The sequence below is a fragment of the Pseudomonas sp. PS02288 genome (assembly GCF_029959715.1).
GTDB lineage: Bacteria > Pseudomonadota > Gammaproteobacteria > Pseudomonadales > Pseudomonadaceae > Pseudomonas_O > Pseudomonas_O kuykendallii.
The window spans coordinates 21,365-41,665 of sequence record NZ_JASCPA010000024.1; the positions used below are offsets into that span (position 1 = coordinate 21,365).

Annotated in this window: 18 protein-coding genes; 9 read left to right on the forward strand and 9 right to left on the reverse strand. The window is 65.4% G+C overall.

Annotation, left to right across the window (positions count from 1 at the left end; translation table 11 throughout):
• The first annotated feature begins 45 nt into the window (after positions 1–45).
• From QMX85_RS11590 to QMX85_RS11615, 6 genes are all read left to right on the forward strand, one after another.
• The gene (locus QMX85_RS11590) at positions 46–204 is read left to right on the forward strand and encodes a YqaE/Pmp3 family membrane protein (RefSeq protein ID WP_090225571.1); all 159 of its coding nucleotides are present in this window, start codon (positions 46–48) and stop codon (positions 202–204) included.
• 246 nt (positions 205–450) lie between these two features.
• Positions 451–3,951, forward strand: coding sequence for a response regulator (locus QMX85_RS11595; protein WP_282340996.1), 3,501 nt, complete (start codon positions 451–453; stop codon positions 3,949–3,951).
• A 3-nt stretch (positions 3,952–3,954) separates the two neighbouring features.
• Positions 3,955–4,773, forward strand: coding sequence for a protein-glutamate O-methyltransferase CheR (locus QMX85_RS11600; RefSeq protein ID WP_090225574.1), 819 nt, complete (start codon positions 3,955–3,957; stop codon positions 4,771–4,773).
• On the forward strand, positions 4,770–5,360 hold the full coding sequence (locus tag QMX85_RS11605) for a chemotaxis protein CheB (RefSeq protein ID WP_282340998.1): 591 nt from the start codon (positions 4,770–4,772) through the stop codon (positions 5,358–5,360). The genes QMX85_RS11600 and QMX85_RS11605 overlap by 4 nt, the downstream gene beginning before the upstream one ends.
• Before the next feature lie 2 nt (positions 5,361–5,362).
• Complete coding sequence (locus QMX85_RS11610) at positions 5,363–6,601, forward strand: hybrid sensor histidine kinase/response regulator (protein ID WP_282341000.1); 1,239 nt, start codon at positions 5,363–5,365, stop codon at positions 6,599–6,601.
• Positions 6,602–6,727: 126 nt separating this feature from the next.
• A complete protein-coding gene (locus QMX85_RS11615) occupies positions 6,728–7,033 on the forward strand; it encodes a hypothetical protein (protein ID WP_282341002.1) in 306 nt (101 codons plus the stop codon).
• Positions 7,034–7,041: 8 nt separating this feature from the next.
• On the opposite strand, the gene QMX85_RS11620 is transcribed toward QMX85_RS11615, so the two are convergent.
• Positions 7,042–7,437: a YkgJ family cysteine cluster protein gene (locus tag QMX85_RS11620; protein ID WP_282341004.1), complete on the reverse strand. Its 396-nt coding sequence runs from the start codon at positions 7,435–7,437 to the stop codon at positions 7,042–7,044.
• A 202-nt stretch (positions 7,438–7,639) separates the two neighbouring features.
• Between QMX85_RS11620 and QMX85_RS11625 the strand changes: the two genes are divergently transcribed.
• Positions 7,640–10,099, forward strand: coding sequence for a glycogen/starch/alpha-glucan phosphorylase (locus QMX85_RS11625; protein ID WP_282341006.1), 2,460 nt, complete (start codon positions 7,640–7,642; stop codon positions 10,097–10,099).
• A 75-nt stretch (positions 10,100–10,174) separates the two neighbouring features.
• On the opposite strand, the gene QMX85_RS11630 is transcribed toward QMX85_RS11625, so the two are convergent.
• The 8 genes from QMX85_RS11630 to QMX85_RS11665 form a co-directional block, all read right to left on the reverse strand.
• Positions 10,175–10,360, reverse strand: coding sequence for a hypothetical protein (locus QMX85_RS11630; RefSeq protein ID WP_273232637.1), 186 nt, complete (start codon positions 10,358–10,360; stop codon positions 10,175–10,177).
• 337 nt (positions 10,361–10,697) lie between these two features.
• Positions 10,698–11,762 carry a class II fructose-bisphosphate aldolase gene (fba, locus tag QMX85_RS11635; protein ID WP_090225587.1) on the reverse strand — a complete coding sequence of 355 codons (1,065 nt, stop codon included), beginning with the start codon at positions 11,760–11,762 and terminating at the stop codon, positions 10,698–10,700.
• 86 nt (positions 11,763–11,848) lie between these two features.
• Entirely contained in the window at positions 11,849–12,169 is a 321-nt protein-coding gene (locus tag QMX85_RS11640) for an MliC family protein (protein ID WP_273232641.1), read from the reverse strand.
• Positions 12,170–12,180: 11 nt separating this feature from the next.
• The gene (locus tag QMX85_RS11645; RefSeq protein WP_090225591.1) at positions 12,181–12,375 is read right to left on the reverse strand and encodes a hypothetical protein; all 195 of its coding nucleotides are present in this window, start codon (positions 12,373–12,375) and stop codon (positions 12,181–12,183) included.
• A 79-nt stretch (positions 12,376–12,454) separates the two neighbouring features.
• A complete protein-coding gene (locus tag QMX85_RS11650) occupies positions 12,455–13,618 on the reverse strand; it encodes a phosphoglycerate kinase (RefSeq protein WP_273232708.1) in 1,164 nt (387 codons plus the stop codon).
• A gap of 39 nt (positions 13,619–13,657) precedes the next feature.
• Positions 13,658–14,701 (reverse strand): erythrose-4-phosphate dehydrogenase, encoded by a 1,044-nt coding sequence (epd, locus tag QMX85_RS11655; protein ID WP_282341019.1) that lies wholly within the window; start codon positions 14,699–14,701, stop codon positions 13,658–13,660.
• 211 nt (positions 14,702–14,912) lie between these two features.
• Positions 14,913–16,910, reverse strand: coding sequence for a transketolase (tkt, locus tag QMX85_RS11660; RefSeq protein WP_282341020.1), 1,998 nt, complete (start codon positions 16,908–16,910; stop codon positions 14,913–14,915).
• A 201-nt stretch (positions 16,911–17,111) separates the two neighbouring features.
• On the reverse strand, positions 17,112–18,230 hold the full coding sequence (locus QMX85_RS11665; protein ID WP_282341022.1) for a TDT family transporter: 1,119 nt from the start codon (positions 18,228–18,230) through the stop codon (positions 17,112–17,114).
• A 103-nt stretch (positions 18,231–18,333) separates the two neighbouring features.
• Between QMX85_RS11665 and QMX85_RS11670 the strand changes: the two genes are divergently transcribed.
• Both QMX85_RS11670 and QMX85_RS11675 read left to right on the forward strand, forming a co-directional pair.
• The gene (locus QMX85_RS11670; protein WP_282341024.1) at positions 18,334–19,212 is read left to right on the forward strand and encodes a LysR family transcriptional regulator; all 879 of its coding nucleotides are present in this window, start codon (positions 18,334–18,336) and stop codon (positions 19,210–19,212) included.
• Positions 19,213–19,288: 76 nt separating this feature from the next.
• The gene (locus QMX85_RS11675; RefSeq protein ID WP_282341025.1) at positions 19,289–20,293 is read left to right on the forward strand and encodes a metalloregulator ArsR/SmtB family transcription factor; all 1,005 of its coding nucleotides are present in this window, start codon (positions 19,289–19,291) and stop codon (positions 20,291–20,293) included.
• Positions 20,294–20,301 lie beyond the last annotated feature (8 nt).

A 20,301-nucleotide genomic window follows, 5' to 3' on the forward strand; every position in this document is an offset into this window, starting at 1 on the left:
GGTCGATTGTCCGGTAAGCCCAACGCCCATCATGGAGTACCTGCAATGGACCTTATCCGCATCATCATCGCCATCCTGTTGCCACCGCTCGGAGTCTTCCTCCAGGTCGGCTTCGGCGGGGCGTTCTGGCTGAACATCCTGCTCACGCTGCTTGGCTACATCCCCGGCATCATCCACGCCGTCTGGGTCATCGCGCGGCGCTGAGCCGCTGCACGGGAGCCGGCGTGCAAGGCGCCGGCTGCGGGTAAAGCGTCGCGCTTTGCCGCGATGTCGCGGAGATCGTCCTAAAATTTCCGGTTACTGAACCTTCCCTGCCTCGCATCGGACTAAAGCAGATTCGATCCGGCATTCGGAATAGTCCGGTTGTGCGCACTGGTTTACCATGCCGGCCTCGCGAATCAGAGGGAGTCGCAGAACTTCCGTGCCATTTCAGTTGCTAGGGAAGCGAACATGAACAGAACATCGCCCATCGACGAGAAGGCCTTCCGCCGTATTCTCGGCCGCAACGTATCCCTGCCGCTCGGCATGGGTATCCTCAGCTCGCTGTTTTTCATCGCGATCATCTTCTATCTCCTCGACGTCAGTCGCTGGGTGGAGCACACCGATCGCGTCATCGCCGAGTCCAACGAAACGCTGAAGCTGGTGATCGACATGGAAACCGGCCTGCGCGGCTACCTGATCACCGATGACGAGATATTCCTTGAGCCCTACCAGCGGGCGCGCAACGAATTCGTCAGCAAGTCCACGCTGCTCAAGGAGCTGGTTGCGGACAACCCGGTTCAGGTCAACCGAATCGTCAAGATCGAGCAACTGCAACAGCAGTGGATGGATTTTTCCGCGCGCATGATCAGCCTGCGCCGGCAAGGCGACGATTCTTACGTTCAGCAGCTCAAGGACCTGTACGGCAAGCGCCTAACCGATTCCATCCGGGTGATCTTCAGCGACATCCTGGCGACCGAGAGTCAACTGCGTCAGGAGCGTACCGAGACGGCGCAGAAGGTCACGATCTTCGGTGTCGGCGGCGTCATCCTGCTCAACCTGCTGATCAGCGGCTTCCTCGCCTTCATGGGTCGCCGCGAGCTGATGCAACTGTCGCGCACCTACGACGATGCACTGGCGACCCAGTCGGCGCACGCCGAGAAACTGCAGCAGCAGGCCTGGTTCCGCTCCGGGCAGACGCTGCTGGCCGAAGAGTTGATCGGCCAGTTGAGCATGAATCAGCTGGGCGACAGCACGTTGGGCTTCCTCGCCCGCTACTTGGGCATGGTCGTGGGAGCGCTCTACGTGGTCGACGACAAGCGCCTGAGGCGCGTCTCCACCTATGCGTTCAGCCAGGATCAGCTCAGGCAGAGGACGGAACTGGCGTTCGGCGAGGGCCTGGTCGGGCAGGTGGCGGTGGATCGCCAGCCGATGGCCCTCGAGTCGCTGCCGGAGAATTACCTGCGGGTGAATTCGTCCCTCGGTGACAGCCTCGCACGCTCCGTGCTGATCTTCCCGGTGGAGGACAGCGGCGAGCTCAAGGGCGTGATCGAGCTGGGCTTCCTGCGTCCGTTGGAGGAAAAGGACGGCGAGCTGCTCGCGCTGCTCGCCGGCAACGTCGGCTCGGCGCTAGCCGCCGCCAGCTACCGGCAGCGCCTGCAACGCGCGCTGGCCGAGACCCAGTCGCTCAACGAGGAGTTGCAGGTTCAGCAGGAAGAGCTGCGCAGCGCCAACGAGGAGCTGGAGGAACAGTCCTGCGCACTGCGCGAATCCCAGGCCAGCCTGGAGGCCCAGCAGGCCGAGCTGGAGCAGACTAACGAACAGCTTTCCGACCAGGCCCAGGCACTGGAGCAGCACCGCGACCAGCTCAACGAGCGCAACCGCGACCTGCACCAGGCTCAGTTGCTGCTGGAGGCACGCGCCGAGGAGCTGCAGCGCGCCAGTCGCTACAAGTCCGAATTCCTCGCCAACATGTCCCACGAACTGCGCACGCCGCTGAACAGCTCGCTGATCCTGGCCAAGCTGCTTGCCGACAACACCCACGGCAACCTCAGCGAAGAGCAGGTCAAGTTCGCCAGTTCCATCTATTCGGCCGGCAACGACCTGCTCACCCTGATCAACGACATCCTCGATCTGTCGAAGGTCGAAGCCGGCAAGCTGGATATGCACCTCGAGCCGACCGGGCTGGCCCGCCTCTGCGAGAATCTCAGCAACCTGTTCCAGCCGCTGGCCGAGCAGAAGAAGCTGGATTTCCACATCCAGTTCGAGGAGGGCGTGCCGGCCTCCGTGTTCACCGATTCGCAGCGCCTGGAGCAGATCATCAAGAACCTGCTGTCGAACGCCTTCAAATTCACCGACAAGGGCGCCGTCACCTTGCGCATTCGCAAGCAGGACGACAAGCACGTGGCGTTCGACGTAATCGACAGCGGCATCGGCATCCGCGCCGAGCAGCAATCGATCATCTTCGAGGCCTTCCGCCAGGCCGACGGCACCACCAACCGCCGCCATGGCGGCACCGGCCTCGGCCTGTCGATCTCCCGCGAGCTGGCGCGCATGCTCGGCGCCACCGTCGGCGTGGTCAGCGAGGAGGGCAAGGGCAGCACCTTCACCCTGCTGCTGCCGATCGAATACCAGGGCGCTACGCAAGAGTCGGCGAACGCGCCACAGCCCAGCGTCGCCAGTATGCCCGTCGCCGAGCGTCTGCCGTTGCAGCCGCTGGCCAAACCCGCCGCGCCGCCTCTGCCAGCGCTCACCTTCCCCGACGATCGCGACGACTTCACCCGCGAAGGGCGCACCGTGCTGATCATCGAGGACGAGCCGCAGTTCGCGAAAATCCTTTTCGACCTGGCCCACGAGCTGAAGTACAACTGCCTGGTGGCGCATGCCGCCGACGCCGGCTACGACCTGGCGCTGCAGTTCCAGCCCGACGCCATCCTGCTCGACATGCGCCTGCCGGACCACTCCGGGCTCACCGTCCTCGAGCGACTCAAGGAAAATCCCAACACCCGGCACATCCCGGTACACATCGTCTCCGTCGAGGATCGCCAGGAAGCGGCGATGCACATGGGCGCGGTGGGCTATGCCACCAAGCCGGTGTCGCGCGAGCAGATGAAGGACGTGTTCCTGCGCCTGGAAGCCAAGCTGGAGCAGAAGGTCAAACGCATCCTGCTGGTGGAGGACGACGACCTCCAGCGCGAAAGCGTGACCCGCCTGATCGAGGACGACGACATCGAGATCACCGCCGTCGCGCGCGGCACCGAGGCCCTCGACGAGCTGCACCGCAACACCTTCGACTGCATGATCATCGACCTCAAGCTGCCGGACATCGACGGCAACGAGCTGCTGGCGCGGATGGCCGAGGAGGATATCCAATCCTTCCCGCCGGTGATCGTCTACACCGGCCGCAGCCTGACCCGCGACGAGGAAACCGAGCTGCTCAAGTACTCGCGCTCGATCATCATCAAGGGTGCGCGCTCGCCGGAGCGGTTGCTCGACGAGGTGACCCTGTTCCTGCACAAGGTCGAAGCGAACATGCCGCTGGAACGGCAGAAGATGCTCAAGACCGTGCGCAACCGCGACCGTGCCTTCGAGGGCCGCAAGATCCTCCTGGTCGACGACGACGTGCGCAACATCTTCGCCCTGAGCAGTGCGCTGGAGCAAAAGGGCGCTGTGGTGGAAATCGCCCGCAACGGCCTGGAGGCGGTGAGCAAGGTGCAGGAAGACGAGGAAATCGACCTCGTGCTGATGGACATCATGATGCCGGAGATGGACGGCTACGAAGCGATGACCGAGATCCGCAAGGACCCGCGTTTCACCCGCCTGCCGATCATCGCGGTGACCGCCAAGGCGATGAAGGACGACCAGGATCGCTGCCTGCGCGCCGGCGCCAACGACTATCTTGCCAAGCCCATCGAGCTGGACCGGCTGTTCTCGCTGATCCGCGTCTGGCTGCCCAAGCTGGAGGTCTTCTAGTCGATGCCCGAGCGCGCCTTGGAAATCGAGCTTCGCCTGCTGATCGAAGCGGTTTACCTGCGGTACAGCTACGACTTCCGCAACTACGCCATGGCCTCGCTGAAGCGGCGCGTGGTACAGGCGCTGCGGACCATCGGCTGCAGCAGCGTGTCCGAACTTCAGGGCAAGATCCTGCACGACCCGCAGGCGTTCATGGCGCTGCTGCAGTATCTCACCATCCCGGTCAGCGAGATGTTCCGCGATCCGGCGTATTACCTGGCGCTGCGTACCCAGGTGGTGCCGCTATTGCGCACCTACCCGTCGCTGAAGATCTGGATCGCCGGCTGCAGCACGGGCGAGGAGGTCTACTCGATGGCGATCCTGCTCAAGGAAGAGGGGCTCCTGGAACGCAGCCTGATCTACGCCACCGACATCAACCCGCAGTCGCTGGAGCGCGCGCGCCAGGGCGTCTATACCCTGGACAGCATCCGCGCCTACACCGAGAGCTACCAGAAGGCCGGCGGCAAGCGGCTGTTCTCCGATTACTACACCGCCGCCTATGACGCGGTGCTGATGGACAAGTCGCTGCGCGAGCACGTGACCTTCGCCGACCACAGTCTGGCCACCGACAGCGTGTTCGCCGAGACCCAGTTCATTTCCTGCCGCAACGTGCTGATCTACTTCGACCGCGCGCTCCAGGACCGCGCCATCGGCCTGTTCCACGAGTCGCTCGGGCACCGGGGGTTCCTTGGCCTGGGCAGCAAGGAGAGCCTCGACTTCACCAGTTTCGCTGAGCAGTTCGAGCCCGTGTCGAAGCGCGAACGGGTGTTTCGCAAGCTATGAGCCCGACCCTCTCGCAGCGTGCCACGCGCGTTCAGGCGGTTGTCATCGGCATGTCCGCCGGTGGCCTGGACGCCCTCAGCCAAATACTGCGCGACATGCCCGAGGACTTCGGCCTGCCGCTGATCGTGGTCCAGCATGTGCCGGAGAACCATCCCAGCCAGATCGTCGAAATTTTCCAGCGGCTCTGCGCGTTGCAGGTGGACGAGGCCCGCGACAAGGACCGGCCGAAGCCCGGTCATCTGTATTTCGCCCCGCCGGGATATCACCTGCAGGTGGAGATGGATCGCACCTTCAGCCTCAGCGTCGATCCACGGGTGCATTACGCGAGACCGTCGATTGACGTATTGTTCGACAGCGCCGCGGACGTCTGGGGGGATCAGCTGGCCGGAATCCTCCTTACCGGGGCCAATTCGGACGGCGCCGAGGGCCTGCACGGCATCGCCCGCTACGGCGGTCTGACCATCGTGCAGGAACCCACCGAGGCGCTCGCCGATACCATGCCGCGTTCGGCGCTCAAACTGTTCCAACCCGACTACGTGCTGCCGCTCGCCGGCATTCGCCAACTACTGCTTCGAATGGACCGCTGAACATGCTGCCGGAAATGGAGCCAGCCAAACTGCTGATCGTCGACGACCTGCCGGAGAACCTGCTGGCGCTCGACGCATTGATCCGCAGCGAAGACATCGAGGTATTCAAGGCCGATTCGGGCGAGGATGCCCTGGAGCTGCTGCTGCGCCACGAATTCGCGCTGGCGATTCTCGACGTGCAGATGCCTGGAATGGACGGCTTCCAGCTCGCCGAGATGATGCGCGGCGCCGAGCGTACCCGGCACATCCCGATCGTTTTCGTCAGCGCCGCCGGGCGCGAGCTGAACTACGCGTTCAAGGGTTACGAAAGCGGCGCGGTGGATTTCCTCTACAAACCGCTGGACCCGATGGCCGTGCGCAGCAAGGTCAACGTCTTCGTCGAGTTGTACCGCCAGCGCAAGACGCTGCGCCTTCAGCTCAGCGCGCTGGAGCGCAGCCGACACGAGCAGGAGGTCCTGCTCGGCGAGTTGCGGCAGACGCAGGTCGAGCTGCAGCACGCGGTGCGCATGCGCGACGATTTCATGTCGATGGTTTCCCACGAGCTGAAGACGCCGTTGAACACCCTGATCCTCGAGGTGCAACTGCGCCGGCTGTACCTCGATCGGGGCAACCTCGGCGCCTTCGAGCCCGACCGGCTGCGCGGCATGGTGGAGAAGGACGAGCGGCAGGTCCGCGCGCTGATCCGCCTGATCGACGACATGCTCGATGTCAGCCGCATCCGCACCGGCAAGCTGTCGATCCGCCCCGATCTGATCGACCTGGCCGCGCTGGCGAACAAGGTGGTGGACAATTTCGAAGCGCAGATGGCGCAGGCGGGCTACGAGGTTCACCGAGACATCAGCGGGCCGGTGATGGGTTACTGGGACGAGTTCCGCATCGAGCAGGTGGTGGCCAACCTGCTGACCAACGCCATGCGCTATGGCCGGCAGAAGCCGGTGACGATCCGCGTGAAGGCGAGCGACGCATCGGTGCTGCTGCAGGTCGAGGATCAGGGCATCGGCATCTCGGAGTCCGACCAGGCGCGCATCTTCAGCCAGTTCGAGCGGGTCGGCAGCCCCGACAAGGTCGCCGGGCTGGGCCTGGGCCTGTTCATCGCGAAACAGATCGTCAGGGCCCATGGCGGCAACATCACGGTGCGCAGTTGCGTCGGCGAGGGCTCGCTGTTTAGCGTCGAGCTGCCGTTGCAGCAGGCGGTGGCGATGCCCGAAAACGGCCGCGCGCTGCACAGCCGGTTGGCCTGAGCCTCAAAGCTCTGCGCGGTGGCTGACCCCGCGCACCCGGCGCGCGGCTGCATCCATCGGTCCTTCGCGCTGAACCACCCGCGCCGGCTCGGCTCGAACGAAGGTAGCCACCTTCGGAGAGACATCATGCGCATGCACAGAATCGCGGTCCTCACCCTGGCCGGGCTGTTCGCCACCGCCGCCTTCGCCGACAACACCGGTCCGACCCATCCGGACAGCGGCGCCCGCAGCCCGCTGGACAGCAAGGATCGCCAGCAGGGCGTCTACCCGGAGCCCGGGGTCGATACGCAGAGCGGCAGCCCGAGCGCGCCGGGCGTCGACCCGCAGGACGGCGACCGCACCTCCCCGAGCCTGCCGGGCAAGTCCGGCAGCGACGACAACGGGCCGATCCCCAGCGTCGATCAGGACGGCTCACGCGCCACAGGGTCCTGATACGGCCGTCAGCGGCGGGCCTGCCAGGCGCAGTGTCCCGGCCGCGGGCCGACCTGCGGATGATTGCGGCAGGTGTCAGGGCGTCGCTCGTAGATCGTGCAGCGCCGGCTGATCCGGTCCAGATACAGGCAGTCGCCGCTCGCCAGGCGGGTGAGGGTGAACAGGCCGCTCTTCTGGTTGAAGTGCTCGACGCTGCCTTCCTTCATCAGGCGCCGGGCGATCTGCCGCGGCGGCTCGTCGACCTCGAACTGGTCCACCAGTTGCATGCGCACCAGATCACCGATGCGCGCTTCCACCGGGAGCGTGCAGCAGGTCGCGTGACAGTCGTCGCACAGACCCTTCTGGTACTTGACCCAGGTCTCGAGACGATCGACGTCGGCATTGGCGATGGGGATGCGTTTCATGGCCTTGCTCATGGGTTGTACCGGTGGGCGCGCGATCATAGCGATACCCAGCTTTTTTGCCAGTCCCCCTGCATGGCGTTCGCGCCGCGCCGAGGTCCGAGCTAGAGTGCTCGGACGTGCCGGGAAAGGAATCCACGGAAGCCTGAGGCTCCGTCGCCGCAGGGAATGCATTCCACAACGTTCACAGTGAGGTCCTTAGCCGATGACTCAGGAGAAACAGGTTTCAGCCGACGAGGTGGCCGCCTTCCGCGCCTCCGTCCTGTCCAAGCTGACCTATTCGGTGGGCAAAGACCCCGAACATGCCTTCGACCATGACTGGTTCGAGGCGATTGCCCTGGCCGCGCGCGATCGCCTGGTCGACCACTGGATGGATCACACCCGCAACATCTACCGACAGGGCCAGAAACGGGTCTATTACCTCTCGCTGGAGTTCCTCATCGGACGGCTGCTGATCGACAGCCTGAGCAACCTCGGGCTGCTCGAAGTGGCGCGCACGGCGCTGCATGACCTGGGCGTCGACCTCGACCGCATTCGCAGCCTGGAGCCGGACGCCGCGCTCGGCAACGGCGGCCTCGGCCGGTTAGCGGCGTGCTTCATGGAAAGCATGTCGACCCTCGGCGTGGCCGCGCACGGCTACGGCATTCGCTATGAACACGGGTTGTTCCGCCAGGCCATCGTCGACGGCTGGCAGCAGGAACAGACCGAAACCTGGCTGGATTTCGGCAACCCCTGGGAATTCGAGCGCCCAGAAGTCAGCTATCTGATCGGCTTCGGCGGCAGCATCGCCAATATCGTCGACGACAGTGGCGAGCAGCGGCAGAAGTGGAGTCCGGGCGAGGCGGTACGGGCGATCGCCTACGACACGCCGATCGTCGGCTGGCGCGGTGTCAGCGTGAACACCCTGCGTTTGTGGCGCGCGCGCGCCGAAAGCGAGCTGCACCTGGATCGCTTCAATGCCGGCGATCACATCGGCGCGGTGGTCGAGGAAACCCGTGCGGAAAGCATCTCGCGGGTGCTTTATCCGGCCGACAGCACCGAAGCGGGTCAGGAACTGCGCCTGCGCCAGGAGTATTTCTTCGTTTCCGCGTCGCTGCAGGACCTGATTCGCCGTCACCTGAAGCAGCGCGGCACCTTGCTCAACCTGCCCGAGTTCGCCTCGATCCAGCTCAACGACACCCACCCGGCGATCGCCGTGCCGGAGTTGATGCGGGTGCTGGTGGATATCCACGGCATCGCCTGGGACAAGGCCTGGGAGCTGACCGTCGGCACGCTCTCGTACACCAACCACACGTTGTTGCCCGAGGCGCTGGAGACCTGGTCGGTCGGCCTGATGGATCGCCTGCTGCCGCGCCACATGCAGATCATCTACCTGATCAACGCCTATCACATCGACGCGTTGCGGGCGAAGGACATCCACGACTTCGACCTGCTGCGCTCGATCTCGCTGATCGAGGAGGGCAACGGGCGCCGCGTGCGCATGGGCAACCTGGCGTTCCTCGGCTCGCATTGCGTGAACGGCGTCTCCGCGCTGCACACCGATCTGATGCGCAGCACGGTGTTCGCCGACCTGCACAAGCTCTATCCGGAGCGGATCAGCAACAAGACCAACGGCATCACCTTCCGCCGCTGGCTGTACCAGAGCAACCCGCAGCTCACCGCGCTGCTGGTGGAATCGGTCGGCGAGAAGCTGCTGGATACGCCGGAAACCTCGTTGCGCCTGATCGAACCCTTCGCCGACAAGGCCGCCTTCCGCAAGCGCTTCGCCGAACAGCGGCTGCACAACAAGCAGCTGCTCGCGGGGATGGTGCAGGAGCGCCTGGGGCTCTACATCGACCCGCACGCGCTGTTCGACGTGCAGATCAAGCGCATCCACGAGTACAAGCGGCAACTGCTCAACCTGCTGCACACCGTGGCGCTGTATCAGGCGATCCGCGCCGAGCCGCACACCCAATGGGTGCCACGCGTGAAGATCTTCGCCGGCAAAGCGGCGGCCAGCTATCACCAGGCCAAGCTGATCATCAAGCTGGCCAACGACATCGCCCGCACGGTGAACGACGACCCCACCGTGCGCGGCCTGCTCAAGGTCGTGTTTTTGCCCAACTACAACGTCAGCCTGGCCGAGCGGATCATCCCGGCGGCGGATCTTTCCGAGCAGATTTCCACCGCCGGGCTGGAAGCGTCGGGCACCAGCAACATGAAGTTCGCGCTCAACGGCGCGCTGACCATCGGCACCCTGGATGGCGCCAACGTGGAGATGTCCGAGCAGATCGGCGCGGCCAACATGTTCATCTTCGGCATGACCGCCGACGAAGTGCAGGCCCGCAAGCAAAGCGGGCAGTTCTCGGCGGAGCCTTCGGTGGCGGCGTCGCCGCGTCTGGGCGAGGTGCTGCACGCGATCCGCAGCGGGGTGTTCTCGCCGGACGATCCGGCGCGCTACACCGGCCTGATCGATGGTCTGATGGCGCACGACACCTTCCACGTCTGCGCCGACTTCGACGCCTACTGGAACGCCCAGCGCCGGGTCGAAGAGCTGTGGCACGACCAGAAGGCCTGGTGGCGGGCCGCGGCCCTGAATACCGCGCGCACCGGCTGGTTCTCGTCGGACCGGACGATCCGTCAGTACGCGACGGAAATCTGGAAAGTGATGGCGCCGGAGGAATAGCCGGGAGCATCGCCCGGAAGCGCCGCGGGGCCGAGGAAGCGATTCCCGGCCCCGCGCTCGTTTCTACAAGACGGTTCAGCCCGCGGCGTGGCGGCGTTGTTCGCCTTGCTCCAGCTCGTTGCGGTAGTTCAATGCTTCGCTTTCGGTATGGAAGATACCGACCAGCTCGCCCTGTTGATGCACGTCCCAGGTGCGTTTGCCCAGGGCCAGGCTTTCGCGGGATTTGTGCTGGTCGTCACGCTCGGTCACGGTTACGGTCATAGCGGCGTCTCCTGACTGTCGATGGGTGCGACAGGTTGTCGCAGATCCTTTATAGAACTGCTTAGTCACCTATGTAAATCCGTGGATTCGGCGACAGACTGTTGCGCGGATCGCTATGAACTTTTACAGCGAATCGGGTCGGGTGTTGGCGGGCGCGGGCCTCTCCGGGCGGGTCTACGCGAAGCGGAGTGATTCGCAGGCGGTGGGCTGAAGCCCACCCTACGGTGGCGGGTGCATGGGAAGAGCGCCCCAACGGAAAATGCCCGTATCTCGCGATACGGGCATTTTCGTTTTCAGCCGGCGGGTGAGGGTCGTAGGCCCTGCCGCATCATCAGGCTCAGTTGACCTTCGGGTTCAACTCGCCCTTGGCGTAACGCAGGTACATGTCTTCCAGCGAGATCGGCTTGATCTTCGAGGCATTGCCGGCGGTGCCGAACGCTTCGTAGCGGGCGATGCAGACGTCACGCATGGCGGAGACGGTTTTCGCCAGGTACTTGCGCGGGTCGAACTCGCTCGGGTTTTTCGCCATGAACTCGCGGATCGCGCCGGTGGAAGCCAGGCGCAGGTCGGTATCGATGTTGATCTTGCGCACGCCGTACTTGATGCCTTCGACGATTTCCTCGACCGGCACGCCGTAGGTTTCCTTGATGTCGCCACCGTACTCGTTGATGATTTTCAGCCATTCCTGCGGAACGGACGACGAGCCGTGCATCACCAGGTGGGTGTCGGGGATGCGGGCGTGGATTTCCTTGATACGCTGGATCGACAGGGTGTCCCCGGTCGGCGGCTTGGTGAACTTGTAGGCGCCGTGGCTGGTGCCGATGGCGATGGCCAGGGCATCGACCTTGGTCTTGGCGACGAAGTCGGCGGCTTCTTCCGGGTCGGTCAGCAACTGGCTGTGATCCAGGGTGCCTTCCGCGCCGACGCCGTCTTCCTCGCCGGCCATGCCGGTTTCCAGGCTGCCCAGGCAACCCAGTTCACCTTCCACCGAGACGCCGCAGGCGTGGGCGAAGGCGACGGTCTGCTGGGTCACGCGGACGTTGTATTCGTAGTCGGACGGGGTCTTGCCGTCTTCCTTCAGCGAGCCGTCCATCATCACCGAGCTGAAGCCCAGCTGAATCGAGCGCTGGCAGATGTCCGGGCTGGTGCCGTGGTCCTGGTGCATGACCACCGGGATGTGCGGGAATTCTTCCACCGCCGCGAGGATCAGGTGGCGCAGGAACGGCGCACCGGCGTATTTGCGCGCACCGGCCGAAGCCTGGACGATTACCGGGGAGTCGGTCTGGTCCGCGGCTTCCATGATGGCGCGCATCTGCTCGAGGTTGTTGACGTTGAAAGCTGGAATGCCGTAGCCGAACTCGGCGGCGTGGTCCAGCATCTGGCGCATGCTGATGAGTGCCATGGGGGTTTTCTCTCCCGGTCTGGGGGGTTAAGCGCAAAGCCTGCCTCAGGGGCGGGCCGGGTTCAAGTTTAAGCAGGTTACAGCGTTCAAGGTGCCCGGCAGCCGTGGGCGAGCAATTCGTCGTCGGCTACGCGGTAGACCAGGCCTTCGGAGCCCTTGTCGTTGAAGGTCAGTACGCCATCGCTGTAGGTGCTGCCGAACGTCGACGGCTCCTTTTTCAGGCGTTGCGGTGCAGCGTCGGCGCCTAGGCGTATCTCGACGCTGTCCTGCGAGCCGTCGGCGTAGCGCCAGTCCAGGCGGGTGCCGTTGTCACAGCTCCACCGGGTCCAGGGCGTTTGCGCCGTGGACGGCCAATGCGAACAGCCAGCCAGCAGGCTGGCCAGCGATACCGCGATGAGCGTTCTCAATCCGTTTCCTCTCAGGGGCAATCCTGCTCCGAGGCATCGCTGCTCAGGGTCGGGTCGCCGCTGCTGGCCACCTCGACGCGCTGGTCGTCCCGGCTCGTCGGGCTTTCCGACGGCGGCGGGCTGAACACCTCGCAGGCACTTGGCGAACCGCCGCCGGCGCAACCGGCGACTCCTAGGCAGCACAGCAGCAACAATGAATAGCGCATGGTCGTCGTCCATCGGTCCGTTCCAGACCAAGAGACAGCGGGCGGGCCCGGTTGGTTGCCGGGGCCGCTTCGTTTGGCCTCACCGGTTGCCGCGCTGCTCCAGAATTTCCACGGCCGGCAGCACCTTGCCCTCGACGAATTCGAGGAAGGCGCCGCCGCCAGTGGAGATGTAGGAGATCTTCTCGGCCACGCCGTACTTGTCGATCGCCGCCAGGGTGTCGCCACCGCCGGCGATGGAGAAGGCTGGGCTTTCGGCGATCGCCAGGGCCAGCGCCTTGGTGCCTTCGCCGAACTGGTCGAACTCGAAGACGCCGACCGGACCGTTCCAGAGGATGGTCTTCGACGATTTCAACAGCTCGGCGAACTGCGCCGCGGTCTGCGGGCCGATGTCGAGGATCATGTCGTCATCGGCGACGTCGGCGATCGGCTTGACGGTGGCTTCGGCATCTTCGGCGAAGGCCTTGGCGACCACCACGTCCACCGGCAGCGGCACGCTGACCTTGGCGGCGATGGCCTTGGCGGTATCCACCAGGTCGGCTTCGTAGAGCGACTTGCCGACCTTGTAGCCGGCCGCGGCGAGGAAGGTGTTGGCGATGCCGCCGCCGACGATCAACTGGTCGCAGAGCTGGCTCAGCGAGTTCAGCACGTCGAGTTTGGTCGAGACCTTGGAGCCGGCGACGATGGCCGCCAGCGGACGCTCGGGGCTCTTCAGCGCCTTGCCCAGGGCTTCGAGTTCGGCGGCCAGCAGCGGGCCGGCTGCGGCGACCTTGGCGAACTTCGCCACGCCGTGGGTCGAGCCCTGGGCGCGGTGCGCGGTGCCGAAGGCGTCCATCACGAACACGTCGCAGAGCGCGGCGTACTTCTGCGCCAGCTCGTCGGTGTTCTTCTTCTCGCCCTTGTTGAAGCGCACGTTCTCCAGCAGCACCAACTGGCCGGGCTGGACGTCGACGCCGTCGAGATAGTCCTTGATCAGCGGAACCTCGCGGCCCAGCGCCTTGGCCAGGTAGGCGGCGACGGGCGCCAGGCTGTCTTCTTCGCTGTAGATGCCTTCCTCGGGACGGCCCAGGTGCGAGCAGACCAGCACCGCGGCGCCCTTTTCCAGGGCCAGTTTGAGGGTTGGCAGCGCCGCGACGATGCGCGCATCGCTCTTCACCACACCTTCTTTCACCGGCACGTTGAGGTCTTCGCGAATCAGTACGCGCTTACCGTGCAGGTCGAGGTCGGTCATCTTCGCTATGTTCATGAAGGGCGTGGTCATGGAGTCGGTCCTTGAATGAGCGGTTCAGTGAGGGTGGGCAGTACGCAGGAAATGTTCTGCCACATCGAGCATGCGATTGGCGAAGCCCCATTCGTTATCGAACCAGGCCAGCAAGTTCACCAGCCGGGGGCCGGAAACGCGGGTCAGGCTGCCATCGACGATGGCCGAGTGAGGGTCGTGGTTGAAGTCGCAGCTGGCGTGCGGCAGTTCGGTGTAGGCCAGCAGGCCTTGTAGAGGGCCGCTTTCCGAGGCGCCCCGGAGAATCCGGTTGATCTCCTCCGTGGAGGTGTCGCGAGCGGTCTGCAGGGTGATGTCGAGGCACGACACGTTGACCGTCGGCACGCGGATCGCCTTGGCCTGGATGCGCCCGGACAGCTCCGGCAGCAGCCGTTCGATACCGCGGGCGAGGCCGGTGGACACCGGAATCACCGACTGGAAGGCCGAGCGCGTGCGGCGCAGGTCCTCGTGGTGATAGGCGTCGATTACCGGCTGGTCATTCATCGCGGAGTGGATCGTGGTGATGGAAACGTATTCAAGACCCACGGCATCGTTCAAAAGTTTCAGCAACGGCACGCTGCAGTTGGTGGTGCAGGAGGCGTTGGAGACCAGTTTCTCGCCGCCACTCAGGCACGCCTGGTTGATGCCGAAGACCACGGTGGCGTCGATGTCGGCCTCGCTGGCCATCGGTTGCGACAGCAGCACGCGTGGCGCGCCGGCATCGATGAAGCGCTGCGCCTCGCGGCGCGTGTTGTAGGCGCCCGAGCATTCCAGCACCAGGTCCACCTCCAGCGCGCGCCAGTCGATGGCTTCCGGCGTGCGCTCGCGCAGCACCTTCACGCAGTCGCCATTGATGTGCAGGCAGTCACCGTCGACGCTCACCGCGCCGGGGAAGCGGCCGTGGGTGGAGTCGAAGCGGGTCAGGTACTCGATGCTCGCCTGATCGGCGAGGTCGTTCAGCGCGACGATGTCGAAATTCGTCTCGTCGTGGCGCTCGTGCAGCGCCCGCAGCACGCAGCGGCCTATACGGCCGTAGCCGTTGAGGGCGACTTTGTAGGAAGGCTTGGACATGGCGATCTCGGTGGGGAAACGTCCGTGGGACGGGCCAGCCGTGACGCGGCGTATCCCATCGGCACAGGCGATGGGTGTCGCTGCGCTCGACCCATCCTACACAGGCAGGACCCGTAGGGTGGATCGCGTTTCATCGATCCACCGAGCGGTGCAGCGGCGGATGAAAAGAGCGTCGGCTACGCTCAATCCGCCCTGCGGCGTCGTTCCGGCTTTAGTCTTCCAGCAGCTCTTCGGCCGTCGCCAGGACGTTCTCGACGGTGAAACCGAAGTGCTCGAACAGCGCGCCGGCCGGGGCCGATTCGCCGTAGCCGGTCATGCCGATCACGCGGCCCTCGAGGCCGACGTACTTGTACCAGTAATCGGCATGGGCGGCTTCGATGGCGATCCGCGCACCGACTTCCAGCGGCAGCACCGCCTGCTTGTAGCTGGCGTCCTGTTGGTCGAAGACGTTGGTCGACGGCATCGACACCACGCGCACCCGGCGACCCTGCTCGGTGAGTCTGTCGTAGGCGGCCATGGCCAGGCCGACTTCCGAGCCGGTGGCGATGAGGATCAGTTCCGGCTCGCCGACGCAGCCCTTGAGCACATAGCCGCCACGGCTGATGGCCGCCTCGGTTTCGTGGTCGCGCAGGTTATGCGGCAGATTCTGGCGCGAGAAGATCAGCGCGCTCGGGCCGTCCTTGCGCTCGATGGCGTGCTTCCAGGCTACCGCGGCTTCCACCGCATCGGCCGGACGCCAGGTGTCCAGGTTCGGCGTGGTGCGCAGGCTGGTCAGTTGCTCGACCGGCTGGTGGGTCGGGCCGTCTTCGCCCAGGCCGATGGAGTCGTGGGTGAACACGAAGAGCACGCGCTGTTTCATCAGCGCGGCCATGCGCACGGCGTTGCGCGCGTACTCCATGAACATCAAAAAGGTCGCGCCGTAGGGGATCAGGCCACCGTGGAGGGCAATGCCGTTCATGATCGCGCTCATGCCGAATTCGCGGACGCCGTAGTACATGTAGTTGCCCGAGGCGTCTTCCTGAACCACCGGCTTGCAGCCTTTCCACAGGGTCAGGTTGGAGCCGGCGAGGTCGGCGGAGCCGCCGAGCAGCTCCGGCAGCAGCGGGCCGAACGCGTTCAGGCAGTTCTGGCTGGCCTTGCGGCTGGCGATGGTCTCGCCCTTTTCGGCGACCGCGCGGATGAACTCGGAGGCTTTTTCCGAGAAGTCCGCCGGCAGCTCGCCGGCCATGCGCCGGACGAACTCGTTGGCGAGTTCCGGGTAGGCGGCGGAGTAGGCGGCGAAGCGTTGGTTCCAGTCCGCTTCGGCGGCGACGCCGGCTTCCTTGGCATCCCACTCGGCGTAGATGTCGGCGGGAATTTCGAAGGGGGCGTGGTTCCAGCCCAGCGCGGCGCGGGTCAGGGCGATTTCGTCGACGCCGAGGGCGGCGCCGTGGCTTTCTTCCTTGCCCTGCTTGTTCGGCGAGCCGAAGCCGATGATGGTCTTGCAGCAGATCAGCGTCGGCTGCGCGCTCTTGCGCGCGGTGTCGATGGCCATCTTGATTTCTTCGGCGTCATGCCCGTCGACGTTGCGGATTACTTGCCAGCCGTAGGCCTCGAAGCGCGCCGGGGTGTCGTCGGTGAACCAGCCATGGACTTCGCCGTCGATGGAGATGCCGTTGTCGTCGTAGAAGGCGATCAGCTTGCCCAGGCCGAGGGTGCCGGCCAGCGAGCAGACTTCGTGGCTGATGCCTTCCATCATGCAGCCGTCGCCGAGGAACACGTAGGTGTTGTGGTCGACGATGCTGTGGCCGTCACGGTTGAACTGGGCGGCCATGATCTTCTCCGCCAGGGCGAAGCCGACGGCGTTGGCGATGCCCTGGCCGAGCGGGCCGGTGGTGGTCTCGACGCCCGGCGCGTAGCCGAACTCCGGGTGGCCCGGCGTCTTGCTGTGCAGCTGGCGGAAGTTCTTCAGGTCGTCGATGGACAGGTCGTAGCCGGTCAGGTGCAGCAGCGAGTAGATCAGCATCGAACCGTGGCCGTTGGACAGCACGAAGCGGTCGCGGTCGGCCCAGTGCGGGTTGCTCGGGTTGTGCTTGAGATAGTCGCGCCAGAGCACTTCGGCGATGTCCGCCATGCCCATGGGGGCACCGGGGTGGCCGCTGTTGGCTTTCTGCACGGCATCCATGCTCAGGGCACGAATGGCATTGGCACGCTCACGACGGCTGGGCATCGCTGATCTCCTGCGGGTCTTGTAAAGACGGCTAACGAAAAAGGGCGGCTATTTTCACTTAGCGGGAGGTGATCGGGCAATGACGGAAGCGCGGACGGTCGACCGCCGATTCTCCGCGCTTCCTCATCTGCCGTTCGCGCTCGTCCAGGAGCCGCCTGCGAGCCGCCGAGCCAGACCGGATGGCCGGGCGTGCGCGGCGCTTCAGGCGGCTCTGCGCAGGCAGGGTGCGCTGAACAGCTCGCCGTGCCAGATGCCGCGAAGCGTGCGCTGCATCACCAGCGTCCAGACGGCGATCAGTTGCAGCGCCGTGGCGGCGCCGATCACCCCGAACAGTGACAGCGCGGTCAGCCGGTAAAGCTCGAACGTGGCGAGGCTGAATACTCCGAGCGGGAAGGTGAACCCCCACCAGCCGAGGTTGAAGGCCATGCGGTCGCGCAGGTAATGGCGGGTGAACAGCGTCGCCGCGACCAGCCACCAGAGCGCCGCGCCCCACAGCGTCAGGCCGCCGATAAGGCCGATGTCGCGGGCCAGCTCGGCGGCGCCCTGCAGGGGCGTGCCGGCGAACGCCAGCGGGGCATCGCGGCCCATGCTCAGCAGGCCCAGGCAACCGGTGGACAACGGCCCGAGGGGTAGCCAGCTGGTGGCGGCGAAATCGGTGTCCGGCAGCTTGTGCAGCGCCAGGCGCAGCAGCACCAGGGTGATCAGCGAGAACGCCAGGCTCAGCGACATGCCCCACATCAGGTAGCCGACCGCTAACATCTGTCGGGCGGCTTCCGGCGACAGGTGCGGCACCAGCACGCCGGCTGCGCTGGCGGCCACCTCGGGTGCGACGATCGGCAGCAGCCAGACACCGGTCAGCTTCTCCAGCGCGTGGTCCTGGCGGGTGAACATCAGGTACGGCACAAGCATCGCGGTGCCCATCGCCAGCAGCGCATCGACCCACCACAGCGCCTGCGCCAGCGGATAGACGCCGTTGCCCAGGTGCCGCGCGCCGAACAGCGTCATCCCGCTGATCAGCGTCGCCAGGCCCATCGGGATCGCGCCGAGGTACATCGACTGCACCGGGTGCGTGAGCATCGGCATGAAGGTGTCGCGGAACAGCAGGCAGCGGGCGACGAACAGCAGGCTGAAGGTCACGAACAGCAGCGCATTGATCAGCCAGATGGCAAAAGCCAGGTCGTCGCGGCCGGCGAAGGCCCATGGCAGGTTGGCGATGACCAATGCCAGCACGCCGGTGCCCATGGTCATGGCGAACCAGTTGGGCGTGAAGTGGCGGACGAAGGCCCAGGGTTCGGGCAGGCGGGTGAAGGGGCGAGGCATTGCAGCGGCTCCAGGTGGAGTGTGTCAGCAGAGATCGCCAGCCTATGAATTGGTGTGCCATATTAAAAATACATATTCAGCATTCATGGCATGCTTAATAGGTATGAATCTTCATCATCTCCGTGTGTTCCTCGCCGTGGCCGAAGCCGGCAGCATCAGCGCCGGGGCGGCCAGGCTGTTCATCAGCCAGCCGGCGGTGACCCGCGAAATCCGCGAGCTGGAAGCCAGCATCGGCTTGAGCCTGTTCGACCGGCAACCGCGCGGCGTGAGCCTGACCGAAGGCGGCGAGCGCCTGCGTCAGTACGCCCAGCGCATCTTCTCCCTGGAACAGGCGGCCGAGCGCGACCTGCGCGATTTCGCCAGCCTGGCGACCGGCGAATTGCGCCTGGGCGCGAGTGCTACCCTGGGCACCTACCTGCTGCCGACGCTGATCAACCGGTTCCGCGCCAGCTACCCGGAGGTCTTCGTCGAGCTGCTGGTGAGCAATACCCAGGTGGTCACGGATCAGCTCGACGACGCCGGCATCAGCCTGGGCTTCGTCGAGGGCCCGTTCGCCCAGGCGGACTACGCGCACCGCCTGCTCGCCCGCGACGCGCTGCTGCCGGTGGTCGGGCCGAGCCATCCGCTGGCGCGGCGCAGCGGGCTGCTGGCGGCCGAACTCGACGGCCACGCGCTGTACATGCGTGAGCCCGGTTCCGGTGCCCGGGCAAGCATCGAGCAGGCATACGCCGAGCATGGCCTGGAGTTGCGCGCGCAGATGTCCATCGGCAGCACCGAGGCGCTCAAGCACCTGATTTCCGGCGGCGTGGGCATCGCCTGGCTGTCCGAACGGGTGGTGGACAGCGAACTGGCCAGCGGTCAGCTGGTGCGCCTGGATGTGCGCGATCTGCACATCGTCCGCGACCTCCACGTGCTCTGGCGCAAGGCCGACAGCCTGAGCCCGGCACCGGCGGCGTTCCTCCAACTGGTCGACGCGGGTTGATGTGTGGCAGGCAATATCAAAACTTTTTGATATTGCCGTTGCCCGATGTAAATCCCCCGACTAGACTTCGGTCCCTATGAACAACCTGCGCATGCCGCACCTGCGGTTCGAACCGAGCGACGAGCTGGCTGCCCTGTGCAAGGCCGGCGGCGATCCGCTGCGGCTGAACGTGCTGCGCGCCCTGGCCAACGACTCCTTCGGCGTGCTCGAACTGGCGCAGATCTTCGCCATCGGCCAGTCCGGTATCAGCCACCACCTCAAGGTGCTGGCCCAGGCGCGCCTGGTGGCGACCCGGCGCGAGGGCAATGCGATCTTCTACCGGCGCGCGCTGCCGCAGGCCGACAGTTTCGGCGGGCGCCTGCACGCGGCGCTGCTCGAAGAGGCCGATCAGTTGCAGCTGCCGGAAGACTGCCTGGCGCGGATCGCCGCGGTGCACGCGCAGCGCGCGGCGGCCAGTCGCGATTTCTTCGCCCGCATAGCGGACACCTTCCAGGCCCAGCAGGACCTGATCGCCGGGCTGCCGCAGTACCGCGAAAGCGTGCTGGCGCTGCTCGACGCGCTGAGCTTTCCGGCGCAGGCCACGGCCATCGAGGTCGGCCCGGGTGACGGCGGCTTCCTGCCGGAGCTGGCGCGCCGCTTCAGCCGCGTCACCGCGCTGGACAACAGCCCGGCGATGCTCGAGCTGGCCCGCGGGCGCTGCGCGCGCGAGGGCCTCGACAACGTCGAACTGCTCCTCGCCGACGCGCTGGCCGAGCCCCAGCCGGCGGCCGATTGCGTCGTGCTGAACCTCGTACTGCATCACCTGGCGGCGCCGGCGGATGCGCTGAAACACCTGGCGGGGCTGGTGAAGGCGGGCGGCAGTCTGCTGATCACCGAGCTGTGCAGTCACGACCAGAGCTGGGCCAGGACGGCCTGCGGCGATCTCTGGCTGGGTTTCGAGCAGGACGACCTGGCCCGCTGGGCCGATGCCGCGGGGCTCGCCAGCGGCGAGAGTCTCTACATTGGCCTGAGAAACGGCTTCCAGATCCAGGTTCGGCACTTCGCCAAGCCCGATCACCCCACATCAACCGGTAAAGAATAGGAACCGAT

What these genes read in the sequence shown, in the direction of transcription:
- QMX85_RS11630 (WP_273232637.1), bottom strand. Translation starts at nt 10,360, where the DNA reads ATGACCGTAACCGTGACCGAGCGTGACGACCAGCACAAATCCCGCGAA.
- QMX85_RS11670 (WP_282341024.1), top strand. Translation starts at nt 18,334, where the DNA reads ATGAATCTTCATCATCTCCGTGTGTTCCTCGCCGTGGCCGAAGCCGGC.
- tkt (WP_282341020.1), bottom strand. Translation starts at nt 16,910, where the DNA reads ATGCCCAGCCGTCGTGAGCGTGCCAATGCCATTCGTGCCCTGAGCATG.
- QMX85_RS11665 (WP_282341022.1), bottom strand. Translation starts at nt 18,230, where the DNA reads ATGCCTCGCCCCTTCACCCGCCTGCCCGAACCCTGGGCCTTCGTCCGC.
- QMX85_RS11610 (WP_282341000.1), top strand. Translation starts at nt 5,363, where the DNA reads ATGCTGCCGGAAATGGAGCCAGCCAAACTGCTGATCGTCGACGACCTG.
- QMX85_RS11600 (WP_090225574.1), top strand. Translation starts at nt 3,955, where the DNA reads ATGCCCGAGCGCGCCTTGGAAATCGAGCTTCGCCTGCTGATCGAAGCG.
- QMX85_RS11625 (WP_282341006.1), top strand. Translation starts at nt 7,640, where the DNA reads ATGACTCAGGAGAAACAGGTTTCAGCCGACGAGGTGGCCGCCTTCCGC.
- QMX85_RS11605 (WP_282340998.1), top strand. Translation starts at nt 4,770, where the DNA reads ATGAGCCCGACCCTCTCGCAGCGTGCCACGCGCGTTCAGGCGGTTGTC.
- QMX85_RS11650 (WP_273232708.1), bottom strand. Translation starts at nt 13,618, where the DNA reads ATGAACATAGCGAAGATGACCGACCTCGACCTGCACGGTAAGCGCGTA.
- QMX85_RS11620 (WP_282341004.1), bottom strand. Translation starts at nt 7,437, where the DNA reads ATGAAACGCATCCCCATCGCCAATGCCGACGTCGATCGTCTCGAGACC.
- QMX85_RS11590 (WP_090225571.1), top strand. Translation starts at nt 46, where the DNA reads ATGGACCTTATCCGCATCATCATCGCCATCCTGTTGCCACCGCTCGGA.
- QMX85_RS11675 (WP_282341025.1), top strand. Translation starts at nt 19,289, where the DNA reads ATGAACAACCTGCGCATGCCGCACCTGCGGTTCGAACCGAGCGACGAG.
- QMX85_RS11615 (WP_282341002.1), top strand. Translation starts at nt 6,728, where the DNA reads ATGCGCATGCACAGAATCGCGGTCCTCACCCTGGCCGGGCTGTTCGCC.
- fba (WP_090225587.1), bottom strand. Translation starts at nt 11,762, where the DNA reads ATGGCACTCATCAGCATGCGCCAGATGCTGGACCACGCCGCCGAGTTC.
- QMX85_RS11645 (WP_090225591.1), bottom strand. Translation starts at nt 12,375, where the DNA reads ATGCGCTATTCATTGTTGCTGCTGTGCTGCCTAGGAGTCGCCGGTTGC.
- epd (WP_282341019.1), bottom strand. Translation starts at nt 14,701, where the DNA reads ATGTCCAAGCCTTCCTACAAAGTCGCCCTCAACGGCTACGGCCGTATA.
- QMX85_RS11595 (WP_282340996.1), top strand. Translation starts at nt 451, where the DNA reads ATGAACAGAACATCGCCCATCGACGAGAAGGCCTTCCGCCGTATTCTC.